Origin of the sequence: Actinacidiphila yeochonensis CN732 (assembly GCF_000745345.1) — a bacterium.
Classification (GTDB): domain Bacteria; phylum Actinomycetota; class Actinomycetes; order Streptomycetales; family Streptomycetaceae; genus Actinacidiphila; species Actinacidiphila yeochonensis.
Genome location: NZ_JQNR01000005.1, coordinates 1922925 through 1948199 on the forward strand (window position 1 = coordinate 1922925; position 25275 = coordinate 1948199).

Below are 25275 nucleotides of genomic sequence, written 5' to 3' on the forward strand. Positions count from 1 at the left end.
CACCGCTCCTCTCACGACTCCTCTCACCGCTCCTTCCACCGCTCTCACGGCTCGTCTCAGTGCGTCTCGGACGGCTCGCACGCGGTCCCGTCCGGATGCGGCACGGCCGGGGCGGCCGCCGCGAACCGCAGCAGCCACGCCTCGTAGAGGCCGACGACGATCCGGTACCCGTCCCGCTCCCGCGTCACCACCCCGTGCGCCTCCAGCGCGTCGAGCAGGCCGGGCGGCAGCGGCCCGACGTGCGCGCGGGCGATGTCGGCCGCCGACGCGGGGACCGGCTCGTGGCCCTGGCGGCGGCAGGACCGCGCGACGGCGGCCAGCAGGGCCCGCACCCGGAGCTTGGCCGGGGCGCCGGCCACCAGGACCGACGTCTCCAGGTTGTCGAAGTCGGCCTCGGTCAGCGCGCCGACCATGGCCTCCGCCACCTGCGCGACGTCCGCCTCCGTCACCAGGCGGGCGTTCTCCTCGTTCATGCGGGCGACGATCTTCGCGCACAGCCGCTGCACGTAGAAGGGGTTGCCGCCGGAGAGCCGGAAGATCTCGGCGAACGCCCGCCCCCGGAACCGGCTGCGGCTGCCCTCCAACGGTTCGGCCAGCTGCGCCGGTTGCTCCACGAGCGCGCGGGCGCCCACCTCGTCCAGGTAGCTGACCCGCTCGATGCCGAAGACGCCGAACGCGTTCGGGTCGGCCGTGACCAGCTCCTCGATGTCGGACTGCCCGACGAGCACCAGGTGGAAGAGCTGCCGCTCGACCAGCGCCTTGAAGGCCGTCATGAACGACGCCGGCAGGGCGCCGTCGCGCACCCACTGCTCCACGTACTGGAACTCGTCGATGAAGACGACCCAGGGCGGCCGGTCCGGGCAGGCCCTGCGGTACGCGGTGAACAGGGCGGCGCAGTCGTGCACCGGGTCCGGGCTGGTGATCAGCCGGTCCCGGTCGAAGCCGGGCGGCAGCAGCCGGACCGGGCCGGCGACGGTCTGCTCGGCCCCGTCCAGGATGCGCCACAGCACCACACCGAGCAGGCGGCCTGCGCTGTTGAGCGCGTCGGTGGCGTTGAGGCCGCCGAGGTTTCCGACGTCCACCACGGGCAGGCCGTCCTCGGCCGCGAGCAGCCGCAGCAGTTGCAGCCGGATCGAGGACTTGCCGGTCCGCTTCTGGCCGATCACCGCGATGCCGGCGCCGGGTGTACGGGCGTTCCGCAGCCGGGTCCTGACCCGCGCGACCAGCTCCTCGCGGCCGTAGAACATGCGCGGGTCGTCCACCGGGCGGCCCAGGGCGCCGTCCGCGTACGGGTTCGGGTCCACGGGCGCGGGGGCGCGGTCCACGGGCAGCGTCAGCCGCCCGAGCACGGGCGGGGCCGACTGCCCGTCCTCGTGGCTGAGTTCGACGTCCATGGCGACGTCCATGGCGACGCCCGCGGTGGTGTCCGGGGTCTCGGCCGGGACCACGACGGCGCCGATCCCGCCGTGCCCGTGGCCGAACCCGTCGTGCGGCCCGGCGGCCGTCTCGAACCGCACCTCCACCACGCAGCTCGCCCCGCCGCGCACCATCGGGGGCAGGTCCACGGTCTGGGCCGCGGGCCGCAGGCGCTCAGGATCGGCGGTGACGGTGAGCCGGCCGGCCCGCACCGGCGCGCGGCCGTCCGCGTTGGCCACCCGCACCTGGACGCCGACGGTCTCCTCGTGCAGCCTGGCGGCGGGCAGGGCCGCGCTGATCTCCGGCTTCGGCGGCAGCTTCGCGGCCAGCTCCGCCCGGGCGGAGCGGACCAGCTGCTGGACGCGCGCGGCGGCCGGCTCCACCAGCTCCACCGACAGCGCGGTGGGCACCTTGGCGACCTCCTGCCGCAGCATCCCGGCGACGCGGTCGGCGGCGCGCAGGTGGGCGTCCTTCTCCTCGTAGCGCCAGTAGTCCAGTGAGCGGTCCAGTTCGGCCACCGCGGCGGCCAGCCGGGTGAGTTCACCGCTGAGCGGCGGCGTGGTGTGCGGGCCGTGCGCGGCCAGCCGGTCGGCTGCCTCCCGTAAAGCCGCCCGTTCGAGGCCGAGCTGGCCCAGCCAGCCCAACCCCAGGACGAGTTCGCGCCGCCGGCTGCGCCAGCTCTCCACCAGCCGCGCCCACGCCTCCAGCGGCGGCAGCCCGTGCAGCTCCTGCTCGGCCAGGAACACGTCGGCGGCGTGGGCGAGTTCGGTGTCCCTCCGCAGGCACGCCTGGACCGCGTCGGCGGCTCCCTCGTGCGAGGCCAGCAGCGGCACCAGCTCCCGCAGGCCGTTCGGGCCGTGGTGCTTGAGGCGGCGGCGCAGCGCCCGGACTATGTGCTCGGTGCCTCCGCAGTCGGGCTCGGGCAGGTCCTGCTCGCCGGTGAGGTAGGCGGTGACGGCCGCGGCCATGTCGGGGCCGCTGCGCTCCCTGCGGTCCATCCCGCTCAGCGCGGCCAGGCACAGGTCCCGGGCGCCGCTGCGGTGCTCGGGGTAGTGGCGCAGCGCCAGCGCGACCAGGCCCTGGCCGCGGTAGCGGTCGGCCTCGGCGGGCAGGTCGCTGTCGTGGAAGAACACGGCGGCAGTGAGGAGGAGTTCGGGGTCGCGGGCGGTCCACGGCAGGCGCAGCGCCGACACCGCGTCGCGCAGGTCGGCCCGCTTCCAGGCGGCCAGGCGTGCCGTGTGCTGCCGAAGCACGTAGTCGGCCAGCGGGGACGCGGGGGCGGGCAGCGCGGACAGCCGGCCCACCGGGTGCCGGGCGTCGGACGGCTCGGCCGAGACCGTCGGTTCGGGCCGTTCGGAACGGGGACCGTCGACGTGCGGCCGGCGGCCGTGGAAGCGCAACTCGCTGCGGACGCCGGGGGACACCCGCGGGCTGACCTCGGCGATGCGCCGCGCCAGGTCCAGGGAGGGCTGCGTGCCGGCGTCCAGGCAGGCGGTGACCACCGGGGTGGCGTCGGCGTCCGCGGCCCACAGCGCGATGGTGCTGTGCCAGGCCGGGTCGGTCACCCGCTGGGTGAGCAGCTCGACCCGCTCGTCCGCGCGGATCTGCTCGGCGGCGAGGTAGTCCTGGAGGGCGCGGTAGGAGAACGCGTAGAAGCCGTCCCTGTCCTGGAGGAGGACGCCGGCTCGCTCCAGCATCTCCAACTCGGCGCTCAGCGAGGTGACGGAGCGGTGCGGCAGGTGCTTCGCCACGGCGTACACGGCCTGTTCGGCGGGAATGGCGGTGCGGTCGGCCACGAGTATCTCCAGGGCCAGCGCGCCGGCCGCCCGCACCAGCCGGCTGCCGCCCGACGCGCCCCGGCCGCGGAGCTTCCGGGCGATGAGCGCGTCCAGGACGGCGGCGTAGGCGTCCAGCGCCCTGCGGGCCGGCGGGGCGGAGGGGGTCGCGGTGTAGGCGCCGACGATCAGCGGGAGCATCATCGGCGAGGCCGCCAGCTCCGTCAGCCCGAAGCCGTCGAGCCAGGTCCGGACGAGGTCGGCGGTGGGCCGGTCGGCGGCGGGCGGCCCGCTCCCGCCGACCACGCCGGCCAGGGTGTGCCTCGGCTCGCGGCTCCGCAGCAGCCGGCCGACGCGCTCCCGGACCCGCTCGCCGGTGAGCGGCAGGACGCGGACCACCGTGGCCGGCCCCAGCCCGAGGTCGACGGTGCTCTCCTCGCGGGTGGCCAGGACCCAGGAGTTCCCGGGGTAGGCGGCCATCTGCTCGCGCAGCCACTCGGCGGTCATCCGGCCGTCCACCGATCCCGGCGCGGTCTCCTCGGCGAGGCCGTCGAGGATGACGACGCACGCCCCGCGCTCCAGCCACCGCTCCTTCCACGGGCCGGTGACGCGTCCTCCGGTCCAGGCGCGTGCGGAGAACTCTCCGAGCGGCACGCTGTAGTGGGACCCGGCCAGGTTGAGCCCGCTGACCCCCAGCAGCATCGGCACCGGCCGGGCGCGGTTGCGCCGGGAGCGGGCCGCCAGGTCGACGGCGAGCTCGCGGAGCAGCAGCGACTTGCCGGCGCCGGGCTTGCCGGTGAGGACGACGAGGCGCCCACGAGCCGGGCTGACCAGGGGGAACAGGCGATCGGGGCGGGTCGTCCCGGGGTCGGCGTCCGGGGGCGCGGACACGACCTCCAGGGTGAGGCCGCTCGGGTACGGTTCGCCGACGAAGCGCATCCGCGGGTCCTGCCGGGCCTCCCACAGGGCCAGCACCTGGCGGTCGATGCCCAGGGAGTAGGGAGCCGGGACGAGCGCGTCCACGATCCTGAACACGATCCGGGAGGCGTGCCCGAGGGGCGCCCCCCTGAGCTCCTCCCGCAGCTCCCGCAGACCGCCGGAGCCGAGGCTCCGCGCCTGCCGCGAGGCGACCCAGGTGGTGAGCACGGTCGTGAGCCCGCCGAGGATCGCGGACCCTACGCCTAACTGGGTGAGCGCTTCCGCCGCCGCCACCGCCCTCTCCTTCCGTGCCCGCCCGCTACGCCGCCGAGAACACCGCCTCGGTCACGTCCCGTTCGAGGGCCGAGCCCAGGTGCCCGTACGTCTCGATGTTCGCGACGCGCACCAGCAGGCAGTAGCGGTCCTGCGAGGGTACGGCCGCGGCGAGCTCGCGGTGGGCCCGCTTGAGGAAATGGATCGCCGCGCGGTTGGCGACCGGCCCCTGCCCGCAGATGAGGATGACGGGCGCGGCGGCCTCCGCCGGGCGGAACTTGGCGACGAGGGCGTACTGCTGGTGCGCCTTGTCGTAGCGGTAGGTGCGGCCGCCGATCCGGAACGCGATGCTGTCCGGCCCGCTGTTCCACGGCAGGATGCGGAAGCCGGGCAGGTAGGCGGCCATGTGCCCGGCGGTGCGGGCGTTGGAGCCCGGGCCGCCGACGCAGAACTCGGTGCGGTCGCCGTTGCTCCCCCGGAAGCCTCCGCTGGACTCCACCGTCACCTCGCAGCCGAACTCGCCGGCCAGCGCGGCCACGTCGAGCATCGCCAGCACGTCCTCCTGGGCGGCCCGGGTCGGGGCGTCGTGCGCGTTGTTCATGACGATCAGGCACGTGCCGCCGGGGGCCAGGCCGAAGAAGCGGCCTCGCCGGTTGAGCGCGCGCAGCCGCTTGCCGCGCTCCCACAGCCACACCAGCACGCCGCTGATCACGCTGGTCGCCAGCCCGATCGCGATGTTGACGATCACCGACACGGCAGCTCCACCCCCCGTTCCCCCCGGTCCGGCGCACGGCCCCGCCCTCGCACGAGGCCGCGGGCCAGTCTGCCACCAACCGGAGCCGGACATGCCGCGTCGGATTCACCCGCCTTCGCGCCCAACGGGCCCATCCCGCCGCGGCGTTGGCGGTCGTGCCGGTGCGGGGTGCCGGGGCGGGCCTCCTGGCTCACGCGTCCGTCAGCGGGTCCCGGCGGCCGGCTCCCTCGTCAGTGGCTCACCAGCCGGTCCGCCGAGCGGGCGGCCAGGGAGGCCAGGGCGGCCGTGACCAGCACGTCCATGAGGACGACCGTCGTCGGCGCGGCCAGCGACAGGGCCAGGGCCAGGCACCCGACGGCGATGAGCGGGCCGGCGGCGTACCAGGCGAGGTAGATCAGCGGGCCCGGGCCGCCCATCGGGGAGCCGCCGCCCAGGAACATCAGGTGCGTACGGGCCGGCCCGCGGCAGGCGCTGTAGAGGGAGGCGGCCGTGAACGGCGGCGCGCACAGCGGCACCAGCAGCAGCGCCAGCGGCGAGCCGTGGAGCGCGAACGGCACCGCCGCCAGCAGCCCCAGCACCGTGCCCAGCACCGCCGGCAGCACCCCGTGCCACAGCACCAGCGTGTGGAACCGGTACGGCGCCCACGCCGAGCGGCGCAGGTCGTCCGTCTCCACCCGGGCGGGCTCGGCCAGCGCGCCCACCGCCAGGTACCCGCACAGCAGCCCGACGACCAGGCCCACCGGCCGCCGCTCCCCGCCCAGGTCGGCGCCGACCCCGGCCGCCGTGGCGCCCGCCGCCGCCCACACCGCGGCCCGGCCCAGCCGGCCGGGGGAGCACAGCAGCGTCAGCAGGTCCCGCCAGACCACGACGTACCGCCGGGTCCGCCGGCCGCGCGGCGGCCGCAGCCGCACCCGGCGGGTGCCCTCGCCGTCGCCGGCCTCCATCAGCGCCAGCTTCGCCGCCCGCAGCTCCAGCGACCAGAAGACGGACGCGACGGTGGCCGCCGTCGCCGCCCGCGCCCTCAGGTGGGTGGTCGGCACCCCGGCGGCCTCGCGGTGCGCGAACCACACCGCCGCCGCCGTCCCGGCCAGCAGCAGCGCCACGGCCGCCGGCCAGCCCGGCACCCCGCCGCCGCACGCCCGCACCACCGGCTGCGCGGCCCAGCCCCACGGGCCCGACCACAGCTCCACCCACTCCAGCGGCCGCACCCGGTGCCCGTTCCCGGCCAGCGCCGCCTGCGCGGCCAGCGCGGCCAGCAGGAGGACGACGGGCCCGGTCCAGCGCCGTACGGTCCGTGTCCGGTGCGGGCGCCGCTCCACCGCCATGCCGAGCGCCACCGACAGCAGCGGCAGGCACACCGCGCCGGGCGCGACGCCGAGCAGCGCGGGCCCGATGGACGCCTGCCCGGTCACCCGCAGCGTCGCCCCGGCCGCCACCCCGCCCAGCACCGCCGGGATCAGCGCCAGCCACGCCGACAGCCGGAACCACGGCCGCAGCACCGCCGCCCGCCGTACCGGCTGCGCCAGCAGCCACCCCACCTGGGGGGCCGGGAGGACGACGGGTCCGCGCCACAGCGCGTCGCGGGCCGACAGCAGGCCCAGCAGCACGGCCACGGCCGGGATCAGCGAGGGCAGCGCGCGGCTCAGCCCGGCGCCGAAGCCGCCGTAGTCGGCGCCCTCGCCCAGGCCGCGCAGGAAGTGCAGCACCATGCCGCTGCCGTAGGCGACCAGGGCCAGGACGACGGTGTAGAGGAGGACGGCCAGGTCGCGGCCCTGCTGGCGGCGGTGGGCGCGGCGCTTGCGCTTCAGCCAGGCGAGGGTCTCCGCGGTGCGGTCGTCCTCGGCCTCGGACCAGCCGGGCTCGTCGTCCCCGTCGGCGTCCGTGTCCCCGTCGGCGTCCGTGTCCGTGTCCGCGTCGGGGTCCGGTGCCTCGGCGGCCCGGACGGTCTCGTCGCCGGTCGCGTCATCGGGCCGTTCAGTGGTGGGGGGCGCCACCGGGGCGTCCTCGGCGGCCGGCGCGGCGGCCGGTGCGGCGGTCGGCTCGTCCGTGGACGCGCCGGAACGCTTCGGGGCGTCCGACGCACCTGTCGCGTCCGACGACCGGCCGGTGGGGCGGTCGGCGGGACGGCCGGTGGAGCGGTTGGCGGAGCGGCCGGAGCGGCCGGATTTCTTTGCCGAGCGGGACGAGGTCACGCGGTCACGCCCAGCTCGCGCAGGACCGCCGCCGGCGTGCCCTTGGCGATCACCCGACCGTCCTCCAAGGCGACCATGTGATCGGCGACGGCCTCCGCCAGCTCCGCCTGGTGCGTGGCCAGCAGCACCGCGACGCCGCTCTTCTTCTCGGCCACCAGCAGCTCCGCGAGCCGCTGCCGGGCTTCGGGGTCGAGCCGCTGCTCGGGTTCGTCGAGGACGAGGAGGTCGCGCGGGCGGACCAGCGCCGCCGCCAGCAGCAGCGACTGCATCTGGCCCGAGGAGAGCGAGCTCGGCAGCGCGTCGGCGTGGTCGGACAGCCGGCGGTCCTCCAGGATCTGGTCGATCCACCCGGCCGCGTCGTCCACGGCGTGCGCGATCGTCACCAGCTCCAGGTGCTCGCGGACGGTCAGGTCCGGGTAGCAGGCCACCGTGTCGCCGACGACCGCGACGCGGGCGCGCACCTCCGGGTCGTCCTCGGCGACGGCCCGGCCGGCGAAGAGCGCCTGCCCGTTGGTGGGCGTGTCCCGTCCGGACGCGATCCGCAGCAGCGTCGACTTGCCCGAGCCGTTGTGGCCGAAGAGGGCGACGCAGCGACCGGCCGGCACGTCCAGGTCGATGGGGTGCAGCGCCTGCCGCTTGCCGTAGGAGCGGCTCACCTTGCGCAGCCGCAGCAGCGCGCCCTTGCCGCCCGCCCCGGTGCCCGAGCCCGCTCTGCCCGCGCCTTTTGTACTGGTCATGCGGGCCTCCGGGCTCCTGCGGTCACGCTTCGACGGTGCTGTGCCGTGCGCTCCGGTGCCGTGCCCGCGCCCGCCGGGCCGGGGCCTCGGTGACGTCGGCCGCGCCGGTCGTACGTTCCGACGACCCTACGACGCGCCCGCACCCCCCGTCGACGCGCCCGCCGCGCCGAGACGGCCGCGCGGCGTCGGCCGTTCCGATCGGTGCGGTGCCGCTGAACCCGCACGGTCGCGGGCCAGGGCTCCTCCGGGCGATGAGTCCGGGTGGCGGACCGGGTCTGCTCCGGTATGACGCGCATCATCGCTGACATCTCGGTCTCCCTCGACGGCTTCGTCACCGGCCCCGATCCCGGCCCCGAGAACGGCCTGGGTACCGGTGGCGAGGCCCTGCACACCTGGGCGTTCTCCGACGACCCCGACGAACGCCGGGTGCTGAGCGAGGCGACCGCCCGATCGGGCGCCGTCGTCCTCGGCCGCCGGCTCTTCGACCTGGTCGACGGGCCGAACGGCTGGGACGACCGTTCCGGCTACGGTGCCGCCGAGGTCGGCCGGCCCGCGTTCGTCGTCGTGACGAGCTCACCGCCCCGGTCGGTGCGGCTCGGCGACCTCGACTGGAGGTTCGTCACCACCGGTCTGCCCGACGCCGTCACCGTGGCTCGCGAGCGCGCCGCGACGGCGTCGTCGGAGACCGGCCTGGATCTCGACGTCGTCCTCATGGGCGGCGGTGCCACGATCGCCTCCGCGCTCGACGCCGGGCTGGTCGACACGCTGACGCTCCACCTGGCACCGGTCGTGCTGGGCGCCGGGACCCCGCTGTTCACCGGAGCGGCGCCGCGCACGCTGGTGCGGCGGAGCGTGACCGCCACGACCAACTCCACGCACCTGACGTACGACGTCCTCTGACGGCGGGGCCCGCTGACGCCGGCGTCGCGGCCCCCGCCAGGCCCCGGCGGCGCCCGACGGGGACACCGTCCCTCGGGGGGCGTCCCGCCGGGGTCCGCGCCGCCGAACCGCGGTTCCCCACGGCGGGCCGTCACGAGGTCACCCGGCAGGGGGCGGAACGGGTCCCGTCGCGCGGCCCGGCGCTCGCCGACGTGCCCGACGCGGTGCCTGACGCGCCGGAGCCGTCCGCCTCCCCCGTCCACTCGGCGGAGCGTGGTCCGGCAACCCGCCCGCGGTCCGGAGCGGACGCCTGCGGTCCGCGGCTTCCTCGCGGTCAAGTAGCGGCCGGGGTCTCGGCGTTGAGGCGCCCGTTACGGGTGGCGGAGAAGCCCCTGGTAGGGTCCGCGGCGGGGTCCGCGATCGCGATGGAGATGGTTCATGAAGCTGCTCCCGCTGTTCCTTCGGCGGCCGATCGAGGCGGTGTACGAGCGCCGGTTGGCCACCACCCTGGCCGGGCTGCCGCGCCCGCAGCACGTCGGGATCATGCTCGACGGCAACCGGCGCTGGGCCCGGAAGGCGGGGCACACGGACGTCCGGGAGGGGTACCGGGCCGGCGGCGCCAAGGTGACCGAGTTCCTGGGCTGGTGCACCGCCGCGGGGATCGAGCGGGTGACCCTCTTCATGCTCTCCGACGACAACCTGGGGCGCCCGGCGGAGCAACTCGGCCCGCTGATCGAGATCATCGAGGAGACCGTCCGGGACATCACGGCCGAGGGCCGCCCCTGGGAGGTCCAGGTGATCGGCTCACTCGACATGCTGCCCGGCACCCACGCCCGCGTCCTCAAGGAGGCCACCGCCGCGACGACCGGGCGCGGCGGCCTCAAGGTGGACGTCGCGGTCGGCTACGGCGGCCGGCGGGAGATCGTCGACGCGGTCAAGAGCGCCTTCGAGGAGCACCTCGCCGCGGGCGGCGACCCCGCCGAGCTGGTCGAGCGGTTCGAGATCGAGGACATCTCCCGCCATCTGTACTCGCCCACCGCGGCCCACACCGACTTCATCATCCGGACCTCCGGCGAGCAGCGGCTGTCCGGCTTCCTGCTCTGGCAGTCCGCGTACGCCGAGATGCACTGGGTGGACTGCTACTGGCCGGCGTTCCGCCACGTCGACTTCCTCCGCGCCCTGCGCTCGTACGCGAGCCGCGAACGCCGGTTCGGCAGGTAGCGGGCGGTCGCCCGCGGGCGGCTTCGACGGCGGGGACCGCCCGTGACCGGGCTGCGGGCGCCGCTCGTGTCATCGGGCCGGCCCTGCGGGCCGGCCCCCGGGAGGGGCCGACCCGGAGCGGAACTCCGCTGCCGTCAGGGTGTGTTGTTGGCCAGCGCCAGCAGTCGGGCGCTGCTCGCGCTGAACCGGTCCCGGTCCACCGCCCCCGAGATGCCGCTCACCGAGCCGGAGTCGGAGTACTGCCAGAAGGTGTAGTAGGGGAAGCCGTTGGGGATGGTCGGGCTGGACGCGGTGGTCCAGTCGGCCACGAACAGCGGGCTCTTGGCGGACATGCCGGTCCAGCCGCCGGTGCAGGTGCTCCACCAGCTCGGGCTGGTGTAGAGGACGACGTCGCGGCCCGTCTTCGCCTTGTAGGTGGTGTAGAAGTCGAGGATCCAGGACTGCATCGCCGAGGCCGTCTTGCTGTAGCAGCCGCCTTCGAGGTCCAGCATCCCCGGCAGCGTCAGGTTGTCCGCCGACCAGGCGCCGCCGTTGCTCGCGAAGTACGTGGCCTGCGCCGCGCCGGTGGACAGGTCCGGCCGCGCGAAGTGGTAGGCGCCCCTGATCACCTTCGCGTTGTAGGCGTTGAGGTAGTTGGCGTTGAAGTTCGGGTCCTTGTAGGTCGTGCCCTCGGTCGCCTTGATGTAGGAGAACGCGATGCCGGCGGACTTCACCGACGACCACGTGATCGTCCCCTGGTAGTGCGAGACGTCGATCCCGACGGGGTTCGCCGCCGCAGCGGTGGCCGCGCCCGTGACGCCGGCGCCGGCGGCGTCGAGCTGGAGTCGGCGCGTGTCGGGCTTGAAGTCCTTGCTGTCCTGGACGTACCCGACGCCCATGTAGCCGTGGCCGAGGGGGACGCTGCTGCCGGAGGGCGCCGGCTGGGCGGAGGCGGTGCCCGCCGACATCGCGGCGGCCAGCGCCATGCTCGCGCCGAGGACTCCGGCCGCCAGCAGTTTCCGCTGGGGTGCCCTGGTGGTGCGGGTTCGGGAGAACAAGGCCGTTTCCTCCTGGCGCGTTGTGGTGGGGGTGTTCTCGAACACTGTTCTACTCGCGTAGATCCAGCCCGTGAGGACTCCCGTCGCCGCGGTTGGGCGGGGAACGGGCCGTGCGGGGTCCGGGAACTCCGGGGCGCTGGTGCGGGGGGTGCCGTGCGGGTGTGCGCGGTTCGCGCCGATCCATGTGCCACAGGTGCGCGCGTCGCGGTTCGCGCCGCGAAGGTGCGGTGCGGAGGTGCTGCCTGATGCGGACGCGTCATGAGTGACGCATGAACTGCCCCATCCTGTAAAGGGTTTGTACCCGGCCCCGATTGGTCCAGTCCAGCGTGAAGGCGCGCGGAGCTGCGGCGATGACACAACGTCGCCGAAACCTTTCACCGGCGTGAAACCCGGCCTGCGGACGACCGGCGCGCGCCGGCCCCCGGCCCGCCGTCCACGGCCCTCGCGGCCCGTCGTAGCTGGTCGCACAGGTGCCGTCCAGCCGCCTTCCGCGCTTCCCGGTCCCGTCACGTCGGCGTCGTGCGGAGGTGCGAGCCGGCGCGGGTGCCCCGACGATGGGAGAGTCCGGGACGCGCCGCCGACCGTCCGCGGCCGCCGACCCGTCCGCGCCCCGGGCTCCGGCCCCGGTTTCCGCACCGGCCCGCCCCCCTCGCTCGTGGCGGTGGGCCCGGAGCGACGGATGGAAGGAGTGGTGAGCGTGGCCAAGGAGATCCTCGTGTCCTACGGCGTGGACGTCGACGCCGTGGGCGGCTGGCTCGGCTCCTACGGCGGCGCGGACTCGCCGGGGGACGTCTCACGCGGCGTCTTCGCCGGCGAGGTGGGCGTGCCGCGGATGCTGGAGCTCTTCCGCCGGGCCGGTATCCGGCAGACGTTCTTCTGGCCGGGCCACTCCGTCGAGACCTTCCCCGATCAGTTCGACGCGTGCCTGGCGGCCGGCCACGAGGTCGGCGTCCACGGCTACTCGCACGAGAACCCGATCGCGATGAGCCGGCAGCAGGAGGCCGACGTCCTCGACCACTGCGTCGAACTGCTCACCCGCCGCACCGGCGCGGCCCCCACCGGGTACGTCGCGCCCTGGTGGGAGCTGAGCGAGAACACCGCCGAGCTGCTGCTGGAGCGCGGCATCACCTACGACCACTCGATGATGCACCACGACTTCGAGCCCTACTACGTCCGCACCGGCGACTCCTGGACCCGCATCGACTACGACCAGCCGGCCGAGGCGTGGATGAAGCCGATGGAACGGGGCACCGGCACCTCGCTCATCGAGATCCCGGCCAACTGGTACCTCGACGACCTGCCGCCGATGATGTTCGTCAAGGCGGCGCCGAACAGCCACGGTTACGTGAACCCGCGCGACCTCGAACAGCAGTGGCGCGACCAGTTCGACTGGGTCCACCGGGAGATGGAGCGCGCCGCCTTCACCATGACCGTCCACCCCGACGTGTCCGGGCACCCGCAGCAACTCCTCATGCACGAGCGCCTCATCGAGCACATCAACGCCCATGACGGCGTGCGCTGGGTGACGTTCGACGAGATCGCCGCCGACTTCGCCCGCCGCAACCCCCGTTGAACCGCCGGGCCGGCGGGAGTCCGCGGACCCCGGACCGCGCCGGGAGCCTCAGCGGGGGACGTCCATGCGCTGCGTGCCGATGACCGCGAGCAGCCGCAGCGCCTCCTCCGACGGCGAACCGGGCACCGCGGTGTAGACGACGACCTGCTGGTCGCGGTCGGCGATGTCGAGCACGTCGCAGTTGACGGTGATCGGGCCCACCACCGGGTGCCGGAAGGTCTTGCACAGGGTGCGGCCGGCCGTGACGTCGTGCGACTCCCACAACCGCCGGAACTCCTCGCTGCCGGCCAGCAGCTCGGCCACCAGCGCCTTCAGCTCGGGGTCGGCCGGGTAGCGGGCCGCGGCGGCGCGCAGCCGCTGGGCCGAGTACCGGGCGAACTCGCCCGCGTCCGACACCCCGTACAGCCGCCGGCCGTCCTCCTGCGGCCCGAGGAAGACCTGCCGTACCAGATTGCGCCCACGCCGCGGCAGCGCGGAGAAGTCCTCCATGAGGGCGGCGGCGAGATCGTTCCAGGCGATCACCTCGCAGGCCGCCGAGGTGACCATCGCGGCGGCCTGCGGAAGCCGCTCCAGCAGGTCGATGATGCTCTGCCGCACCTCGCGGGACGGGCCGGGCGGCGGGGCCGGGGGACGCCCGCGAGGTGGTGCAGGTGGTCGCGCTCGGCGTCGGACAGCCGCAGCGCGCGGGTCAGGCCGGCCAGCACCTCCCGCGACGGGTGCGGACCGCGCGCCTGCTCCAGCCGTGTGTAGTACTCCGTCGAGATGAAGGCGAGCTGCGCCGCCTCCTCCCGCCGCAGCCCCGGCGTGCGGCGGCGCGACCCGGCGGGCAGGCCCACGTCGGCCGGGGTGATCCGCTCCCGCCGGGAGCGCAGGAACGCCGCGAGTTCTCGTCTGTCCACGGTTCCAGTGTGCGCGGGCGCCGCGGGCGCATCCAGGTACCGCCGGTGCCTGGATGCGCCGGGCGGACGGCCGGAGCCTGGTCCCATGGAAGACACCACGACCACCAACCCGACCGCTCCCCGCCGGACGGCCCCGCTGGGCCTGCTCGCCGGGAAGACCGCCCTCATCACCGGTGCCGGGCGCGGCATCGGCGCCGCCGCCGCGCGGCTGTTCGCCCGGGAGGGCGCCCGCGTGCTGCTCGCGGCCCGTACGGAGGAGCAGCTCAAGGCCGTGACCGGGGAGATCCGGGCGGCCGGCGGCACCGCGGACTACGCCGTGTGCGACCTGGCCGACGCGGCGAGCGTGCGCGCGGCGGTGGACCGCGCGGTCGAGCTGTACGGGCGGCTCGACCTGGCCTTCAACAACGCCGGCACGTCCATCCCGCCCGCCCCGCTGGACCAGGTCCCGGAGACGGACTTCGACCACGTCTACGCGGTCAACCTCAGGGGCCCGTGGCTGGCGATGAAGGCCGAGGTCGCCGCGATCCGGGCCACCGCGGGAACCGGCGCGATCGTCAACAACTCCAGTGTCGGCAGCCACGGCGCCAACCCGGAGCTGCCCGCCTACGCGGCGATGAAGCGCGCCGTCAACAGCCTCACCGAGTCCGCCGCGGTCACGTACGGGCCCGAGGGCATCCGCGTCAACGCGGTCGCGCCCGGCAACACCCTCACCGAGATGATCCGGGAGTGGGGGGAGAGGTCCCCGGGGCTCCAGGAGCGCCTCACCTCGGCGACGCCGCTGCGGCGCGGCGCCGACCCCGAGGAGATCGCGCAGGCGGCGGCGTGGCTGCTCAGCGACCGGGCGTCCTTCGTCACCGGCGCGATCCTGCGCGTCGACGGCGGCGCCCGCCTCTGAGTCCGCTCCCGGGACGGCGGCGCCCTCCGGGTGAGGGCGAAGGGGCCGCGTCCCGCACCCGGGCGACACGGCGGGCACCCGGGCCCGGGCCGGCAGGAGCGGCTGGGAGCATGGCGGGCCATGGACGTACTGAGCACACCGAAGGTCCTGGCCGCCATCGCCGAGGGGCTCGGCGACTGGCGCAGGCTCGGGCTGCCGCTGGCCGCCCGCTACCGCTCCGCCGACGCGGCGGCCCGCGCGGCGTTCGCGGCCGCCGTCATGGCGACGGGGGCCGCGGCCGGCCACGAGGTCGCGGAGGTCCGGGCCGGGCGCGGCTTCGTGGACGTCGCCCTGTTCAGCGTGGACGAGGCCACCGGCGCGGTCGGCGTCACCGCGGCCGACCTCGGGCTCGCCCGCGCCGTCACCGGGCTGGCCCGGGAGCACGGCATGGCCGCCGCGCCCGGGGAGGTGACACAGCTGGAGCTGGCCCTGGACACCGCCGACGAGGCCGCGGTGGCGCCGTTCTGGTCCGCCCTCCTCACCGGAGACCCCGGCAACGTGGTGCGCGGCTCCGTCCTCGACCCGACGGGCCGCGTGCCGAGCGTGTGGTTCCAGAGCACCACCGCCGGCGACACCCCGCGCCAGCGCTGGCACATCGACCTCTGGCTGGCCCCGGAGGTGGCCGAGGAGCGCATCGCGGCCGCCCTCGCCGCGGGGGGCACGGTGGTCGACGCCTCGGAGGCCCCGTCCTTCACCGTCCTCGCCGACCCCGAGGGCAACAAGGCGTGCGTCTGCACGGCCCTCACCCGCGAATAGGACGGCTCCGGACGGCCCGCCGACCGGCCGACGCCCTTCCGTCAGGCTTCCGCCATGACGCCGCCAGGACGCCGGCGCGGGCGAGCCGTGCGGGTCCGTGCCCTCCGCGGCGGGTGGGCGTCCCGACTGCGGTCGCGTCGGCGCCGAGGTACGTGCGTGGGCGCCGAAGACCACCGCCGCCGGACGCCTGCTCGTATCGGCCGCAGGGGCCGTTTCGGCGGCCCTGAGCAGCGTCTTCCTGCTCGACCCGGTGCCGCACCTGATGCGTCAGTACGTACCCCGGCGCGACGTGGAGCTGCGGCGCGGCGCGGACAACCTCAGCGCCGTCGTGGCCCACCTGCGTGAGAGCCGGCCCGGCGGCGGATTCCAGCGACTGGAGCAACTGGTCGCGGGGATGCCGGAGTTCACCGTCCAGGCCATCGACCAGGTGACCACCGGACTGGGCGACGTCCAGCTCGTCCTCATGGAGGCCGGCTACCACGGCCGTGTCCACGAGGTGCCCGCGCGCCTGCTCAGCGACGGCATGCTGCGGTTCCTCGCCTTCGGCACGGCGCTGCTCGACGAACCGGAGACGCCGGTCGCGGAGCGGCTCCTCGTGATCGAGGAGATCGAGAACGGCCTCTATCCGACGCAGGCGGCCCGCGTCCTCGACCTCGTGCGGGAGGAGTCCCGCAACCGGGCCGTCGACGTGCTGTTCACCACACACAGCCCGGCCCTGCTCAACTCCCTCACCGCCGAGGACCACCCGGGTGTGATCGTGTGCACGCGCGATCCGGAGTCCGGGGAGAGCGTGCTGAGCCGGCTCACGGACCTGCCCGGCTACGTGGATCTGCTGGCAGCCGGCGACCTCGGTGACGCCGTCTCCAAGGGCCGCCTTTCGGATGCCCTGGCGTCCCACCGACCCGACGCGTCGAGCGTCGAGGAGTTCCTGAGGAACCTGTGAGCGAGCAGAAGCCGAGGTCGGCGCTTCCCGTCCCGGTGGTCGACTTCCTGGACACGTCCGTCTTCGTCGAGCTGCTCGACGTCCCCTACATGAACGATCACCGCGACGAGATGGTCGCCGAGCTGATCCGCGGAACCCGCGACGGGGTGCGACTGGTGCTGCCCACCGCGACGATCATCGAGACCGGCAACCACGTCTTCCAGGTCAAGGACGGCACGGCCCGGCGGAGCTGCGCCGCGCGCTTCGCCGAGCAACTGCGGAGGACCGCCGCCGGTGAGGCGCCATGGGTGCTCCACGAGCGGACGTGGGACGGCGCCTTCCTGCGGGCTCTCTGCGACGGAGGCAGCACGGCGATGGGGCTCACCGAGCACGCCGCCCGGCGTCAGCTCGGCGCAGGCGACCTCAGCATCGTGGCCGAGCGTGACCTGTTCGCCCGGAAGGTGCGGGCAAGGGTGCGGATCTGGACCCGCGAGGCCGCCATGGCCACCTGGACCGAGGTCTGACCGCCTCCGCGAGCCGCACACGCCACGCCTATGCCACGCCGCGTCGCGTCACGCCTACGCCACGTCGCGAAGGCGGCGACGGGCCCGTCCGGGTTTGGGCCGGTGGGGGCGCGGGGTAAGGTAACCCGCTTCGATTGGCCTCCGGCACGTCGGGTATGGCAGACTGCTCTAGTTGCTCGGTCGAGCGCCGATGCTGCGCGCCTCCCGTCGGGAGGACCGGAAGCGAGTCCCACGGTACTCGTCGCCCCAACTGCCTCACACGGCAGCGCTGGGGCGGACGTACGGGAATCTTCCGGGAAGCGTGTGCGCGGTTCCGGCCAGGCATCCGGTGGGATCTCTCCCACACAAACCCCTGGGGCCAGGGATTTCCGCTTGCGGTGAATCTCTTTACGAGGGGCGCGACACGCCCGACCGCGTGGGTCGGGCGAGGCGGATGCCGGAGCGAGAAGAGACAAGGACTACGGAGTAGCCATGGCGGGACAGAAGATCCGCATTCGGCTCAAGGCCTACGACCACGAGGTCATCGACTCCTCGGCGAAGAAGATCGTCGAGACGGTGACCCGTACCGGTGCGCAGGTCGCGGGCCCGGTGCCGCTGCCCACTGAGAAGAACGTGTACTGCGTCATCAAGTCGCCGCACAAGTACAAGGACTCGCGCGAGCACTTCGAGATGCGCACGCACAAGCGCCTGATCGACATCCTCGACCCCACCCCCAAGACCGTTGACTCGCTGATGCGCCTGGACCTTCCGGCCGGCGTTGACATCGAGATCAAGCTCTGAGAGGCGCGGAAGAGATGGCTAAGCAGATCAAGGGCATCCTGGGCGAGAAGCTCGGCATGACCCAGGTCTGGGACGAGAACAACCGTGTCGTCCCGGTCACCGTGGTCAAGGCCGGTCCGAACGTCGTGACCCAGATCCGAACCAACGACCGTGACGGATACGAGTCCGTCCAGATCGCATTCGGCGAGATCGACCCGCGCAAGGTGAACAAGCCCCTCAAGGGCCACTTCGCCAAGGCCGACGTCACCCCGCGCCGCCACCTTGTGGAGCTGCGCACCTCCGACGCCGCCGAGTACACCCTCGGCCAGGAGGTCACGGCCGAGGTGTTCGAGGCCGGTGTCAAGGTCGACGTGACCGGCAAGAGCAAGGGCAAGGGCTTCGCCGGTGTCATGAAGCGCCACAACTTCCGTGGCCTCGGCGCCGGACACGGTGTGCAGCGCAAGCACCGCTCCCCGGGCTCCATCGGCGGCTGCGCCACCCCGGGCCGCGTGTTCAAGGGCCTGCGCATGGCGGGTCGCATGGGCAACGAGCGGGTCACCACCCAGAACCTGACCGTCCACGCCGTTGACGCGGAGAAGGGCCTGCTGCTCATCAAGGGCGCCGTCCCCGGTCCGAACGGCGGCCTCGTCCTGGTCCGCACCGCGGCCAAGGGGGCCTGAGGGATATGACCACTGTTGACATCCTGTCGCCCGCTGGCGACACCACCGGGACCGTCGAGCTCCCGGCCGAGATCTTCGACGCCAAGGTCAGCATCCCGCTGATCCACCAGGTCGTCGTCGCGCAGCTGGCCGCTGCCCGTCAGGGCACGCACAAGGTCAAGACGCGCGGAGAGGTCCGCGGCGGCGGCAAGAAGCCGTACCGCCAGAAGGGCACCGGCCGCGCCCGTCAGGGCTCGACCCGCGCGCCGCAGTTCGCCGGTGGTGGCGTCGTGCACGGTCCCGTGCCGCGTGACTACTCGCAGCGCACGCCCAAGAAGATGGTCAAGGCCGCCCTCCGCGGCGCCCTGACCGACCGCGCGCGCCACAGCCGCATCCACGTCGTGTCCGGCCTCGTCGAGGGGACGACCCCGTCGACCAAGGCCGCGAAGAGCCTCCTCGGCAAGATCAGCGAGCGCAAGAACGTGCTCCTGGTCGTCGAGCGCTCCGACGAGGCCGGCTGGCTGTCCGCCCGCAACCTGCCCCAGGTGCACATCCTGGAGGCCGGCCAGCTGAACACGTACGACGTGCTCGTCTCCGACGACGTGGTCTTCACCAAGGCCGCTTTCGACCGCTTCACCACCGGTAACGGCGTCGCCGAGACCGAAGGGAGCGACGCCTGATGGCCGAGACCGAGACCACCACTGGCACCACCGTCACCAGCAAGACCTTCACGGACCCCCGCGACCTGCTGATCAAGCCGGTCGTCTCCGAGAAGAGCTACGCGCTGCTGGACGAGAACAAGTACACGTTCGTCGTCGACCCGCGTGCCAACAAGACCCAGATCAAGCAGGCCGTCGAGACGGTCTTCCAGGTCAAGGTCACCGGCGTGAACACGATCAACCGGCAGGGCAAGCGCAAGCGCACCCGCACCGGCTTCGGCAAGCGCGCGAACACCAAGCGCGCCATCGTGACCCTCGCCGAGGGCGACCGCATCGACATCTTCGGCGGCCCGGTCTCCTGACGGAGGCCGGATCGACTCGAAGTCCGGAAACTTTCCGAGGACTGAGAAATGGGTATCCGCAAGTACAAGCCGACGACACCGGGCCGTCGTGGCGCCAGCGTCGCCGACTTCGTCGAGATCACGCGGTCCACGCCGGAGAAGTCGCTGGTCCGCCCGCTGCACAGCAAGGGCGGCCGCAACAACGCCGGCCGTGTGACCGTTCGCCACCAGGGTGGCGGCCACAAGCGCGCCTACCGGGTGATCGACTTCCGGCGGCACGACAAGGACGGCGTGCCGGCGAAGGTCGCGCACATCGAGTACGACCCCAACCGCACCGCGCGCATCGCGCTGCTGCACTACGCGGACGGCGAGAAGCGCTACATCCTCGCCCCCGCGAAGCTGAAGCAGGGTGACCGGATCGAGAACGGCGCCAACGCCGACATCAAGCCGGGCAACAACCTGCCGCTGCGCAACATCCCGGTCGGTACCACGATCCACGCGATCGAGCTGCGGCCCGGTGGCGGCGCCAAGATCTCCCGCTCCGCGGGCGCCTCGGTGCAGCTGCTGGCGAAGGAAGGCTCCATGGCCACCCTTCGCATGCCGTCCGGCGAGGTCCGGATGGTCGACGTCCGCTGCCGCGCCACCATCGGTGAGGTCGGCAACGCCGAGCAGTCGAACATCAACTGGGGCAAGGCCGGCCGTATGCGCTGGAAGGGCGTCCGCCCGACCGTCCGCGGTGTCGCGATGAACCCGGTCGACCACCCGCACGGTGGTGGTGAGGGTAAGACCTCCGGTGGCCGCCACCCCGTCTCGCCGTGGGGTCAGAAGGAGGGCCGTACTCGTTCTCCCAAGAAGGCGAGCAACAAGTACATCGTCCGCCGCCGCAAGACGAACAAGAAGCGCTAGGAGCCGGTTAAAGATGCCGCGCAGTCTCAAGAAGGGGCCCTTCGTCGACGACCACCTGATCAAGAAGGTGGACACGCAGAACGAAGCCGGTTCCAAGAACGTCATCAAGACCTGGTCCCGCCGCTCCATGATCGTCCCGGCCATGCTCGGCCACACGATCGCGGTGCATGACGGCCGCAAGCACGTCCCGGTGTTTGTCACTGAGTCGATGGTCGGCCACAAGCTCGGCGAGTTCGCGCCGACCCGCACCTTCCGCGGCCACGAGAAGGACGACCGCAAGTCGCGTCGTCGCTGATCAGCGGAACGCCAGACCATTTCAGACACCGAAGGGACAACCATGGAAGCCAGGGCCCAGGCGCGGTACATCCGCGTCACGCCCATGAAGGCCCGCCGCGTGGTGGACCTCATCCGTGGCCTTGACGCCACGGAGGCTCAGGCGGTCCTGCGATTCACGCCGCAGGCCGCGAGCGAACCGGTGGGTAAGGTGCTTGACAGCGCCATCGCCAACGCCGCGCACAACTACGACCACACCGACGCCAACTCGCTGTTCATCAGCGAGGCGTACGTGGACGAGGGTCCGACCCTGAAGCGGTTCCGGCCGCGCGCCCAGGGTCGTGCCTACCGCATCCGTAAGCGGACCAGCCACATCACCGTGGTCGTCGCCAGCAAGGAGGAGACCCGGTAATGGGCCAGAAGGTTAACCCTTACGGGTTCCGGCTGGGCGTGACCACGGACTTCAAGTCCCGCTGGTACGCCGACAAGCTGTACAAGGACTACGTCAAGGAAGACGTCGCCATCCGCCGGATGATGACGCAGGGCATGGAGCGGGCCGGCATCTCCAAGGTGGAGATCGAGCGCACCCGTGACCGCGTCCGCGTCGACATCCACACCGCCCGGCCGGGCATCGTCATCGGCCGTCGCGGCGCGGAGGCCGACCGCATCCGCGGTGACCTGGAGAAGCTGACCGGCAAGCAGGTCCAGCTGAACATCCTCGAGGTCAAGAACCCGGAGATGGACGCGCAGCTCGTGGCCCAGGCGGTCGCCGAGCAGCTGTCCTCCCGTGTCTCCTTCCGTCGTGCCATGCGCAAGAGCATGCAGGGCACGCTGAAGGCCGGCGCCAAGGGCATCAAGATCCAGTGCGGCGGCCGTCTCGGCGGCGCCGAGATGTCCCGCTCCGAGTTCTACCGCGAGGGCCGGGTTCCGCTGCACACCCTGCGCGCGAACGTGGACTACGGCTTCTTCGAGGCCAAGACCACCTTCGGCCGCATCGGTGTGAAGGTGTGGATCTACAAGGGCGACGTCAAGAACATCGCCGAGGTCCGCGCCGACAACGCCGCCGCGCGTGCGGGCAACCGCCCGGCCCGTGGTGGCGGCAACGAGCGTCCGCAGCGCCGCGGTGGCGAGCGCGGTGAGCGCGGTGGCCGTGGTGGCCGTCGCCCGCAGAGCGAGGCCCCCAAGGCCGAGGCGACCACCGCTCCTGAGGCCCCGGCTGCGGCTGAGACCCCCGGAACGGAAGGCTGATCTACCATGCTGATCCCCCGCAGGGTCAAGCACCGCAAGCAGCACCACCCCACGCGGCGTGGCATGGCCAAGGGCGGCACCGAGCTGGCGTTCGGTGAGTACGGCCTCCAGGCCGTCACCCCGGCGTATGTGACCAACCGGCAGATCGAGTCCGCTCGTATCTCCATCACCCGGCACATCAAGCGTGGCGGCAAGGTCTGGATCAACATCTACCCGGACCGCCCGCTGACCAAGAAGCCCGCCGAGACCCGCATGGGTTCCGGTAAGGGTTCTCCGGAGTGGTGGGTCGCGAACGTCAAGCCCGGTCGGGTGATGTTCGAGCTGTCCTTCCCGAACGAGAAGACTGCGCGTGAGGCGCTCACCCGCGCCGCGCACAAGCTTCCGATGAAGTGCCGCATCGTGCGGCGCGAGGCAGGTGAGTCGTGATGGCGGCCGGTACCAAGGCTTCCGATCTGCGCCAGCTGGGTGACGAGGAGCTCGTCGACAAGCTGCGCGAGGCCAAGGAGGAGCTGTTCAACCTCCGCTTCCAGGCGGCCACCGGTCAGCTGGAGAACAACTCCCGGCTCAAGACCGTCCGTAAGGACATCGCCCGGATCTACACCCTCATGCGAGAGCGCGAGCTCGGTATTGAGACGGTGGAGAGCGCCTGATGAGCGAGAAGAATGTGACTGAGACTGAGAGCCGCGGCTTCCGGAAGACCCGTGAGGGTCTGGTCGTCAGCGACAAGATGGACAAGACCGTGGTGGTTGCCGTCGAGGACCGCGTCAAGCACGCCCTCTACGGCAAGGTCATCCGCCGCACCAACAAGCTCAAGGCGCACGACGAGCAGAACGCCGCCGGGATCGGTGACCGCGTCCTCCTGATGGAGACCCGGCCGCTGTCCGCGACGAAGCGCTGGCGCGTCGTCGAGATCCTCGAGAAGGCCAAGTAACACCAGGCCCTCATCCGAGGTTGGTCATTCCTGCGGGGACTCACCCGCAGGTCGGTTCCGCCAGGCTCGGCGGGGCCGCGCACCCCAGGTGCGCGGCCCCGCCGGGAACCGGCAGACAAACAGGAGAAAGACGTGATCCAGCAGGAGTCGCGACTGCGTGTCGCCGACAACACTGGTGCCAAGGAGATCCTTTGCATCCGTGTTCTCGGTGGCTCGGGTCGCCGCTACGCGGGCATCGGTGACGTCATCGTCGCCACCGTCAAGGACGCGATCCCCGGTGGCAACGTGAAGAAGGGCGAGGTCGTCAAGGCCGTCGTCGTGCGCACCGTCAAGGAGCGCCGCCGTGCCGACGGCTCGTACATCCGCTTCGACGAGAACGCCGCGGTCATCCTCAAGAACGACGGTGACCCCCGCGGCACCCGCATCTTCGGCCCTGTCGGCCGTGAGCTGCGCGAGAAGAGGTTCATGAAGATCGTCTCGCTCGCGCCGGAGGTGCTGTAACCGATGAAGATCAAGAAGGGCGACCTGGTCCAGGTCATCACCGGCAAGGACAAGGGCAAGCAGGGCAAGGTCATCGTGGCCTTCCCCCGCGAGGACCGCGTCCTGGTCGAGGGTGTCAACCGGGTCAAGAAGCACACCAAGGCCGGCCAGACCGACCGCGGTTCGAAGACCGGCGGCATCATCACCACCGAGGCCCCCATCCACGTCAGCAACGTTCAGCTGGTTGTGGAGAAGGACGGCAAGAAGGTCGTGACCCGGGTCGGCTACCGCTTCGACGACAACGGCAACAAGATCCGTGTTGCCAAGCGGACCGGTGAGGACATCTGATGAGCACCGCTGCCGAAACCACTCGCGTCGCCCCGCGTCTGAAGACGCGCTACCGCGACGAGATCGCCGGCAAGATGCGTGACGAGTTCAAGTACGAGAACGTCATGCAGACCCCCGGCCTGACCAAGATCGTGGTCAACATGGGTGTGGGCGACGCCGCCCGCGACTCCAAGCTGATCGAGGGCGCCATCCGCGACCTCGCCACGATCACCGGCCAGAAGCCGCAGGTCACCAAGGCCCGCAAGTCCATCGCGCAGTTCAAGCTGCGTGAGGGCCAGCCGATCGGCGCCCACGTGACGCTGCGCGGCGACCGCATGTGGGAGTTCCTGGACCGGCTGCTGTCGCTGGCGCTGCCGCGTATCCGCGACTTCCGCGGGCTGTCCCCGAAGCAGTTCGACGGCCGTGGCAACTACACCTTCGGTCTCACCGAGCAGGTCATGTTCCACGAGATCGACCAGGACAAGATCGACCGCGTCCGGGGCATGGACATCACCGTGGTCACCTCGGCGACCAACGACGACGAGGGTCGTGCCCTGCTGCGTCACCTCGGCTTCCCGTTCAAGGAGAACTGACCGTGGCGAAGAAGGCGCTGATCGCCAAGGCGGCCCGCAAGCCCAAGTTCGCTGTGCGCGCGTACAACCGCTGCCAGCGTTGCGGCCGGCCGCACTCCGTGTACCGCAAGTTCGGCCTGTGCCGTGTGTGCCTCCGTGAGATGGCGCACCGCGGCGAGCTGCCGGGCGTGACCAAGAGCTCCTGGTAGACCGTCTACCGACGGTCCACCTAACAGGACCGAACTACTACGCCGTAGGTCCCCGCACCACACCCGCCCCCGGCTCAGCGCCGGGGGAGAGGGACGGAGCAGACAGGAAACCGCGGCGAGAGAGGCCTAGGGCCACCACATGACCATGACTGACCCGATCGCAGACATGCTCACCCGTCTGCGCAACGCGAACTCGGCTTACCACGACGACGTGCAGATGCCGTTCAGCAAGATCAAGTCGCACATCGCGGAGATCCTCCAGCAGGAGGGCTACATCACCGGCTGGAAGGTCGAGGACGCCGAGGTCGGCAAGAACCTCATCCTCGAGCTGAAGTTCGGCCCGAACCGCGAGCGCTCGATCGCTGGCATCAAGCGCATCAGCAAGCCGGGCCTGCGGGTCTACGCAAAGTCCACCAACCTGCCGAAGGTGCTCGGCGGCCTGGGCGTGGCGATCATCTCCACGTCCCACGGGCTGCTCACGGGCCAGCAGGCGCAGAAGAAGGGCGTGGGTGGGGAAGTCCTCGCCTACGTCTGGTAACCGGGAAAGAGAGGTAGAGCAATGTCGCGAATCGGCAAGCTGCCCATCTCGGTTCCCGCCGGTGTGGACGTCACCATCGACGGCCGGACGGTCGCGGTGAAGGGCCCCAAGGGCGCCCTCACCCACACCGTTGCCGCGCCGATCGACATCGCCAAGGGCGAGGACGGCACCCTCGTGGTGACCCGCCCGAACGACGAGCGTGAATCGAAGGCCCTGCACGGCCTGTCCCGCACGCTGGTGGCGAACATGATCACCGGCGTGACCGCGGGGTACAGCAAGGCGCTGGAAATCAGCGGTGTCGGCTACCGAGTCACCGCGAAGGGCTCCAACCTGGAGTTCGCGCTGGGCTACAGCCACCCGATCCTCGTGGAGGCGCCCGAGGGCATCTCCTTCAAGGTCGAGTCCCCGACCAAGTTCTCGGTCGAGGGCATCGACAAGCAGAAGGTCGGCGAGGTCGCGGCCAACATCCGCAAGCTGCGGAAGCCCGACCCGTACAAGGCCAAGGGCGTCAAGTACGCCGGCGAGGTCGTCCGCCGCAAGGTCGGAAAGGCTGGTAAGTAGCC

General features: G+C 72.4%; 29 protein-coding genes and 1 pseudogene. 24 read left to right on the top strand and 6 right to left on the bottom strand.

The window, feature by feature from the left end; genetic code table 11:
- Nucleotides 1-56: 56 nt before the first annotated feature.
- The 4 genes from BS72_RS20080 to BS72_RS20095 form a co-directional block, all read right to left on the bottom strand.
- Nucleotides 57-4403 (bottom strand): NACHT domain-containing protein, encoded by a 4347-nt coding sequence (locus BS72_RS20080; RefSeq protein WP_037912360.1) that lies wholly within the window; start codon nucleotides 4401-4403, stop codon nucleotides 57-59.
- A gap of 25 nt (nucleotides 4404-4428) precedes the next feature.
- Complete coding sequence (locus BS72_RS20085) at nucleotides 4429-5136, bottom strand: hypothetical protein (protein ID WP_232792477.1); 708 nt, start codon at nucleotides 5134-5136, stop codon at nucleotides 4429-4431.
- A gap of 230 nt (nucleotides 5137-5366) precedes the next feature.
- Nucleotides 5367-7130, bottom strand: coding sequence for a hypothetical protein (locus BS72_RS20090; protein WP_157856283.1), 1764 nt, complete (start codon nucleotides 7128-7130; stop codon nucleotides 5367-5369).
- Between the two features lie 194 nt (nucleotides 7131-7324).
- A complete protein-coding gene (locus BS72_RS20095; protein WP_051951305.1) occupies nucleotides 7325-8065 on the bottom strand; it encodes an ABC transporter ATP-binding protein in 741 nt (246 codons plus the stop codon).
- 285 nt (nucleotides 8066-8350) lie between these two features.
- Between BS72_RS20095 and BS72_RS20100 the strand changes: the two genes are divergently transcribed.
- A complete protein-coding gene (locus tag BS72_RS20100) occupies nucleotides 8351-8965 on the top strand; it encodes a dihydrofolate reductase family protein (RefSeq protein WP_037916824.1) in 615 nt (204 codons plus the stop codon).
- Between the two features lie 417 nt (nucleotides 8966-9382).
- Complete coding sequence (locus BS72_RS20105) at nucleotides 9383-10165, top strand: isoprenyl transferase (protein WP_037912361.1); 783 nt, start codon at nucleotides 9383-9385, stop codon at nucleotides 10163-10165.
- A gap of 134 nt (nucleotides 10166-10299) precedes the next feature.
- On the opposite strand, the gene BS72_RS20110 is transcribed toward BS72_RS20105, so the two are convergent.
- Complete coding sequence (locus BS72_RS20110; RefSeq protein ID WP_078901493.1) at nucleotides 10300-11130, bottom strand: GH25 family lysozyme; 831 nt, start codon at nucleotides 11128-11130, stop codon at nucleotides 10300-10302.
- Between the two features lie 769 nt (nucleotides 11131-11899).
- Here BS72_RS20110 and BS72_RS20115 point away from each other — a divergent pair.
- Complete coding sequence (locus BS72_RS20115; protein ID WP_037916826.1) at nucleotides 11900-12775, top strand: polysaccharide deacetylase family protein; 876 nt, start codon at nucleotides 11900-11902, stop codon at nucleotides 12773-12775.
- A 48-nt stretch (nucleotides 12776-12823) separates the two neighbouring features.
- On the opposite strand, the pseudogene BS72_RS20120 reads toward BS72_RS20115, so the two are convergent.
- A pseudogene (locus BS72_RS20120) lies at nucleotides 12824-13674 on the bottom strand (helix-turn-helix transcriptional regulator).
- An 85-nt stretch (nucleotides 13675-13759) separates the two neighbouring features.
- Between BS72_RS20120 and BS72_RS20125 the strand changes: the two are divergent.
- The 21 genes from BS72_RS20125 to rplF all read left to right on the top strand — a co-directional run bounded on the left by BS72_RS20125 (nucleotide 13760) and on the right by rplF (nucleotide 25273).
- A complete protein-coding gene (locus BS72_RS20125) occupies nucleotides 13760-14569 on the top strand; it encodes an SDR family NAD(P)-dependent oxidoreductase (RefSeq protein ID WP_037912363.1) in 810 nt (269 codons plus the stop codon).
- A gap of 120 nt (nucleotides 14570-14689) precedes the next feature.
- Nucleotides 14690-15364 carry a VOC family protein gene (locus BS72_RS20130; protein ID WP_037912364.1) on the top strand — a complete coding sequence of 225 codons (675 nt, stop codon included), beginning with the start codon at nucleotides 14690-14692 and terminating at the stop codon, nucleotides 15362-15364.
- Nucleotides 15365-15461: 97 nt separating this feature from the next.
- A complete protein-coding gene (locus BS72_RS20135; RefSeq protein WP_051951307.1) occupies nucleotides 15462-16307 on the top strand; it encodes an AAA family ATPase in 846 nt (281 codons plus the stop codon).
- Nucleotides 16304-16810, top strand: coding sequence for a hypothetical protein (locus tag BS72_RS20140; protein WP_051951309.1), 507 nt, complete (start codon nucleotides 16304-16306; stop codon nucleotides 16808-16810). Before BS72_RS20135 ends, BS72_RS20140 begins: the two co-directional genes overlap by 4 nt.
- Before the next feature lie 471 nt (nucleotides 16811-17281).
- Nucleotides 17282-17590, top strand: coding sequence for a 30S ribosomal protein S10 (gene rpsJ, locus BS72_RS20145; protein ID WP_014144312.1), 309 nt, complete (start codon nucleotides 17282-17284; stop codon nucleotides 17588-17590).
- 14 nt (nucleotides 17591-17604) lie between these two features.
- Nucleotides 17605-18249: a 50S ribosomal protein L3 gene (rplC, locus tag BS72_RS20150; RefSeq protein WP_037912365.1), complete on the top strand. Its 645-nt coding sequence runs from the start codon at nucleotides 17605-17607 to the stop codon at nucleotides 18247-18249.
- A gap of 5 nt (nucleotides 18250-18254) precedes the next feature.
- Nucleotides 18255-18908, top strand: a complete 654-nt coding sequence (gene rplD / locus BS72_RS20155; RefSeq protein ID WP_037912366.1) for a 50S ribosomal protein L4 — start codon at nucleotides 18255-18257, stop codon at nucleotides 18906-18908.
- Nucleotides 18908-19249 carry a 50S ribosomal protein L23 gene (gene rplW, locus BS72_RS20160; RefSeq protein ID WP_037912367.1) on the top strand — a complete coding sequence of 114 codons (342 nt, stop codon included), beginning with the start codon at nucleotides 18908-18910 and terminating at the stop codon, nucleotides 19247-19249. Before rplD ends, rplW begins: the two co-directional genes overlap by 1 nt.
- A 48-nt stretch (nucleotides 19250-19297) precedes the next feature.
- Nucleotides 19298-20134 carry a 50S ribosomal protein L2 gene (gene rplB, locus BS72_RS20165; RefSeq protein ID WP_037912368.1) on the top strand — a complete coding sequence of 279 codons (837 nt, stop codon included), beginning with the start codon at nucleotides 19298-19300 and terminating at the stop codon, nucleotides 20132-20134.
- Nucleotides 20135-20147: 13 nt separating this feature from the next.
- A complete protein-coding gene (gene rpsS, locus BS72_RS20170; protein WP_037912369.1) occupies nucleotides 20148-20429 on the top strand; it encodes a 30S ribosomal protein S19 in 282 nt (93 codons plus the stop codon).
- Between the two features lie 42 nt (nucleotides 20430-20471).
- Complete coding sequence (gene rplV / locus BS72_RS20175; RefSeq protein ID WP_037912371.1) at nucleotides 20472-20819, top strand: 50S ribosomal protein L22; 348 nt, start codon at nucleotides 20472-20474, stop codon at nucleotides 20817-20819.
- On the top strand, nucleotides 20819-21655 hold the full coding sequence (gene rpsC / locus BS72_RS20180) for a 30S ribosomal protein S3 (RefSeq protein ID WP_037912373.1): 837 nt from the start codon (nucleotides 20819-20821) through the stop codon (nucleotides 21653-21655). Before rplV ends, rpsC begins: the two co-directional genes overlap by 1 nt.
- Before the next feature lie 6 nt (nucleotides 21656-21661).
- Nucleotides 21662-22081 carry a 50S ribosomal protein L16 gene (gene rplP / locus BS72_RS20185; protein WP_037912374.1) on the top strand — a complete coding sequence of 140 codons (420 nt, stop codon included), beginning with the start codon at nucleotides 21662-21664 and terminating at the stop codon, nucleotides 22079-22081.
- The gene (rpmC, locus tag BS72_RS20190; protein WP_037912375.1) at nucleotides 22081-22305 is read left to right on the top strand and encodes a 50S ribosomal protein L29; all 225 of its coding nucleotides are present in this window, start codon (nucleotides 22081-22083) and stop codon (nucleotides 22303-22305) included. The genes rplP and rpmC overlap by 1 nt, the downstream gene beginning before the upstream one ends.
- Nucleotides 22305-22586, top strand: coding sequence for a 30S ribosomal protein S17 (gene rpsQ, locus BS72_RS20195; protein WP_037912377.1), 282 nt, complete (start codon nucleotides 22305-22307; stop codon nucleotides 22584-22586). Before rpmC ends, rpsQ begins: the two co-directional genes overlap by 1 nt.
- Nucleotides 22587-22718: 132 nt before the next feature.
- Nucleotides 22719-23087 (top strand): 50S ribosomal protein L14, encoded by a 369-nt coding sequence (gene rplN / locus BS72_RS20200; RefSeq protein WP_037912379.1) that lies wholly within the window; start codon nucleotides 22719-22721, stop codon nucleotides 23085-23087.
- 3 nt (nucleotides 23088-23090) lie between these two features.
- Nucleotides 23091-23414, top strand: coding sequence for a 50S ribosomal protein L24 (rplX, locus tag BS72_RS20205; RefSeq protein WP_037912381.1), 324 nt, complete (start codon nucleotides 23091-23093; stop codon nucleotides 23412-23414).
- Entirely contained in the window at nucleotides 23414-23986 is a 573-nt protein-coding gene (rplE, locus tag BS72_RS20210; protein WP_037912384.1) for a 50S ribosomal protein L5, read from the top strand. The genes rplX and rplE overlap by 1 nt, the downstream gene beginning before the upstream one ends.
- Before the next feature lie 2 nt (nucleotides 23987-23988).
- A complete protein-coding gene (locus tag BS72_RS20215) occupies nucleotides 23989-24174 on the top strand; it encodes a type Z 30S ribosomal protein S14 (protein ID WP_030890724.1) in 186 nt (61 codons plus the stop codon).
- A 139-nt stretch (nucleotides 24175-24313) separates the two neighbouring features.
- Nucleotides 24314-24712: a 30S ribosomal protein S8 gene (gene rpsH, locus BS72_RS20220; protein ID WP_037912387.1), complete on the top strand. Its 399-nt coding sequence runs from the start codon at nucleotides 24314-24316 to the stop codon at nucleotides 24710-24712.
- Nucleotides 24713-24733: 21 nt separating this feature from the next.
- Nucleotides 24734-25273 carry a 50S ribosomal protein L6 gene (gene rplF, locus BS72_RS20225; RefSeq protein ID WP_037912390.1) on the top strand — a complete coding sequence of 180 codons (540 nt, stop codon included), beginning with the start codon at nucleotides 24734-24736 and terminating at the stop codon, nucleotides 25271-25273.
- The last annotated feature ends 2 nt before the right edge of the window (nucleotides 25274-25275 follow it).

What these genes read in the sequence shown, in the direction of transcription:
- BS72_RS20100 (WP_037916824.1), top strand. Translation starts at nt 8,351, where the DNA reads ATGACGCGCATCATCGCTGACATCTCGGTCTCCCTCGACGGCTTCGTC.
- BS72_RS20130 (WP_037912364.1), top strand. Translation starts at nt 14,690, where the DNA reads ATGGACGTACTGAGCACACCGAAGGTCCTGGCCGCCATCGCCGAGGGG.
- rplE (WP_037912384.1), top strand. Translation starts at nt 23,414, where the DNA reads ATGAGCACCGCTGCCGAAACCACTCGCGTCGCCCCGCGTCTGAAGACG.
- rpmC (WP_037912375.1), top strand. Translation starts at nt 22,081, where the DNA reads ATGGCGGCCGGTACCAAGGCTTCCGATCTGCGCCAGCTGGGTGACGAG.
- BS72_RS20110 (WP_078901493.1), bottom strand. Translation starts at nt 11,130, where the DNA reads ATGGCGCTGGCCGCCGCGATGTCGGCGGGCACCGCCTCCGCCCAGCCG.
- rplD (WP_037912366.1), top strand. Translation starts at nt 18,255, where the DNA reads ATGACCACTGTTGACATCCTGTCGCCCGCTGGCGACACCACCGGGACC.
- BS72_RS20125 (WP_037912363.1), top strand. Translation starts at nt 13,760, where the DNA reads ATGGAAGACACCACGACCACCAACCCGACCGCTCCCCGCCGGACGGCC.
- rplB (WP_037912368.1), top strand. Translation starts at nt 19,298, where the DNA reads ATGGGTATCCGCAAGTACAAGCCGACGACACCGGGCCGTCGTGGCGCC.
- rpsC (WP_037912373.1), top strand. Translation starts at nt 20,819, where the DNA reads ATGGGCCAGAAGGTTAACCCTTACGGGTTCCGGCTGGGCGTGACCACG.
- rpsS (WP_037912369.1), top strand. Translation starts at nt 20,148, where the DNA reads ATGCCGCGCAGTCTCAAGAAGGGGCCCTTCGTCGACGACCACCTGATC.
- rplX (WP_037912381.1), top strand. Translation starts at nt 23,091, where the DNA reads ATGAAGATCAAGAAGGGCGACCTGGTCCAGGTCATCACCGGCAAGGAC.
- rpsH (WP_037912387.1), top strand. Translation starts at nt 24,314, where the DNA reads ATGACCATGACTGACCCGATCGCAGACATGCTCACCCGTCTGCGCAAC.
- BS72_RS20105 (WP_037912361.1), top strand. Translation starts at nt 9,383, where the DNA reads ATGAAGCTGCTCCCGCTGTTCCTTCGGCGGCCGATCGAGGCGGTGTAC.
- rpsQ (WP_037912377.1), top strand. Translation starts at nt 22,305, where the DNA reads ATGAGCGAGAAGAATGTGACTGAGACTGAGAGCCGCGGCTTCCGGAAG.
- rplP (WP_037912374.1), top strand. Translation starts at nt 21,662, where the DNA reads ATGCTGATCCCCCGCAGGGTCAAGCACCGCAAGCAGCACCACCCCACG.
- rplV (WP_037912371.1), top strand. Translation starts at nt 20,472, where the DNA reads ATGGAAGCCAGGGCCCAGGCGCGGTACATCCGCGTCACGCCCATGAAG.
- rpsJ (WP_014144312.1), top strand. Translation starts at nt 17,282, where the DNA reads ATGGCGGGACAGAAGATCCGCATTCGGCTCAAGGCCTACGACCACGAG.
- rplF (WP_037912390.1), top strand. Translation starts at nt 24,734, where the DNA reads ATGTCGCGAATCGGCAAGCTGCCCATCTCGGTTCCCGCCGGTGTGGAC.
- BS72_RS20095 (WP_051951305.1), bottom strand. Translation starts at nt 8,065, where the DNA reads ATGACCAGTACAAAAGGCGCGGGCAGAGCGGGCTCGGGCACCGGGGCG.
- rplW (WP_037912367.1), top strand. Translation starts at nt 18,908, where the DNA reads ATGGCCGAGACCGAGACCACCACTGGCACCACCGTCACCAGCAAGACC.
- rplC (WP_037912365.1), top strand. Translation starts at nt 17,605, where the DNA reads ATGGCTAAGCAGATCAAGGGCATCCTGGGCGAGAAGCTCGGCATGACC.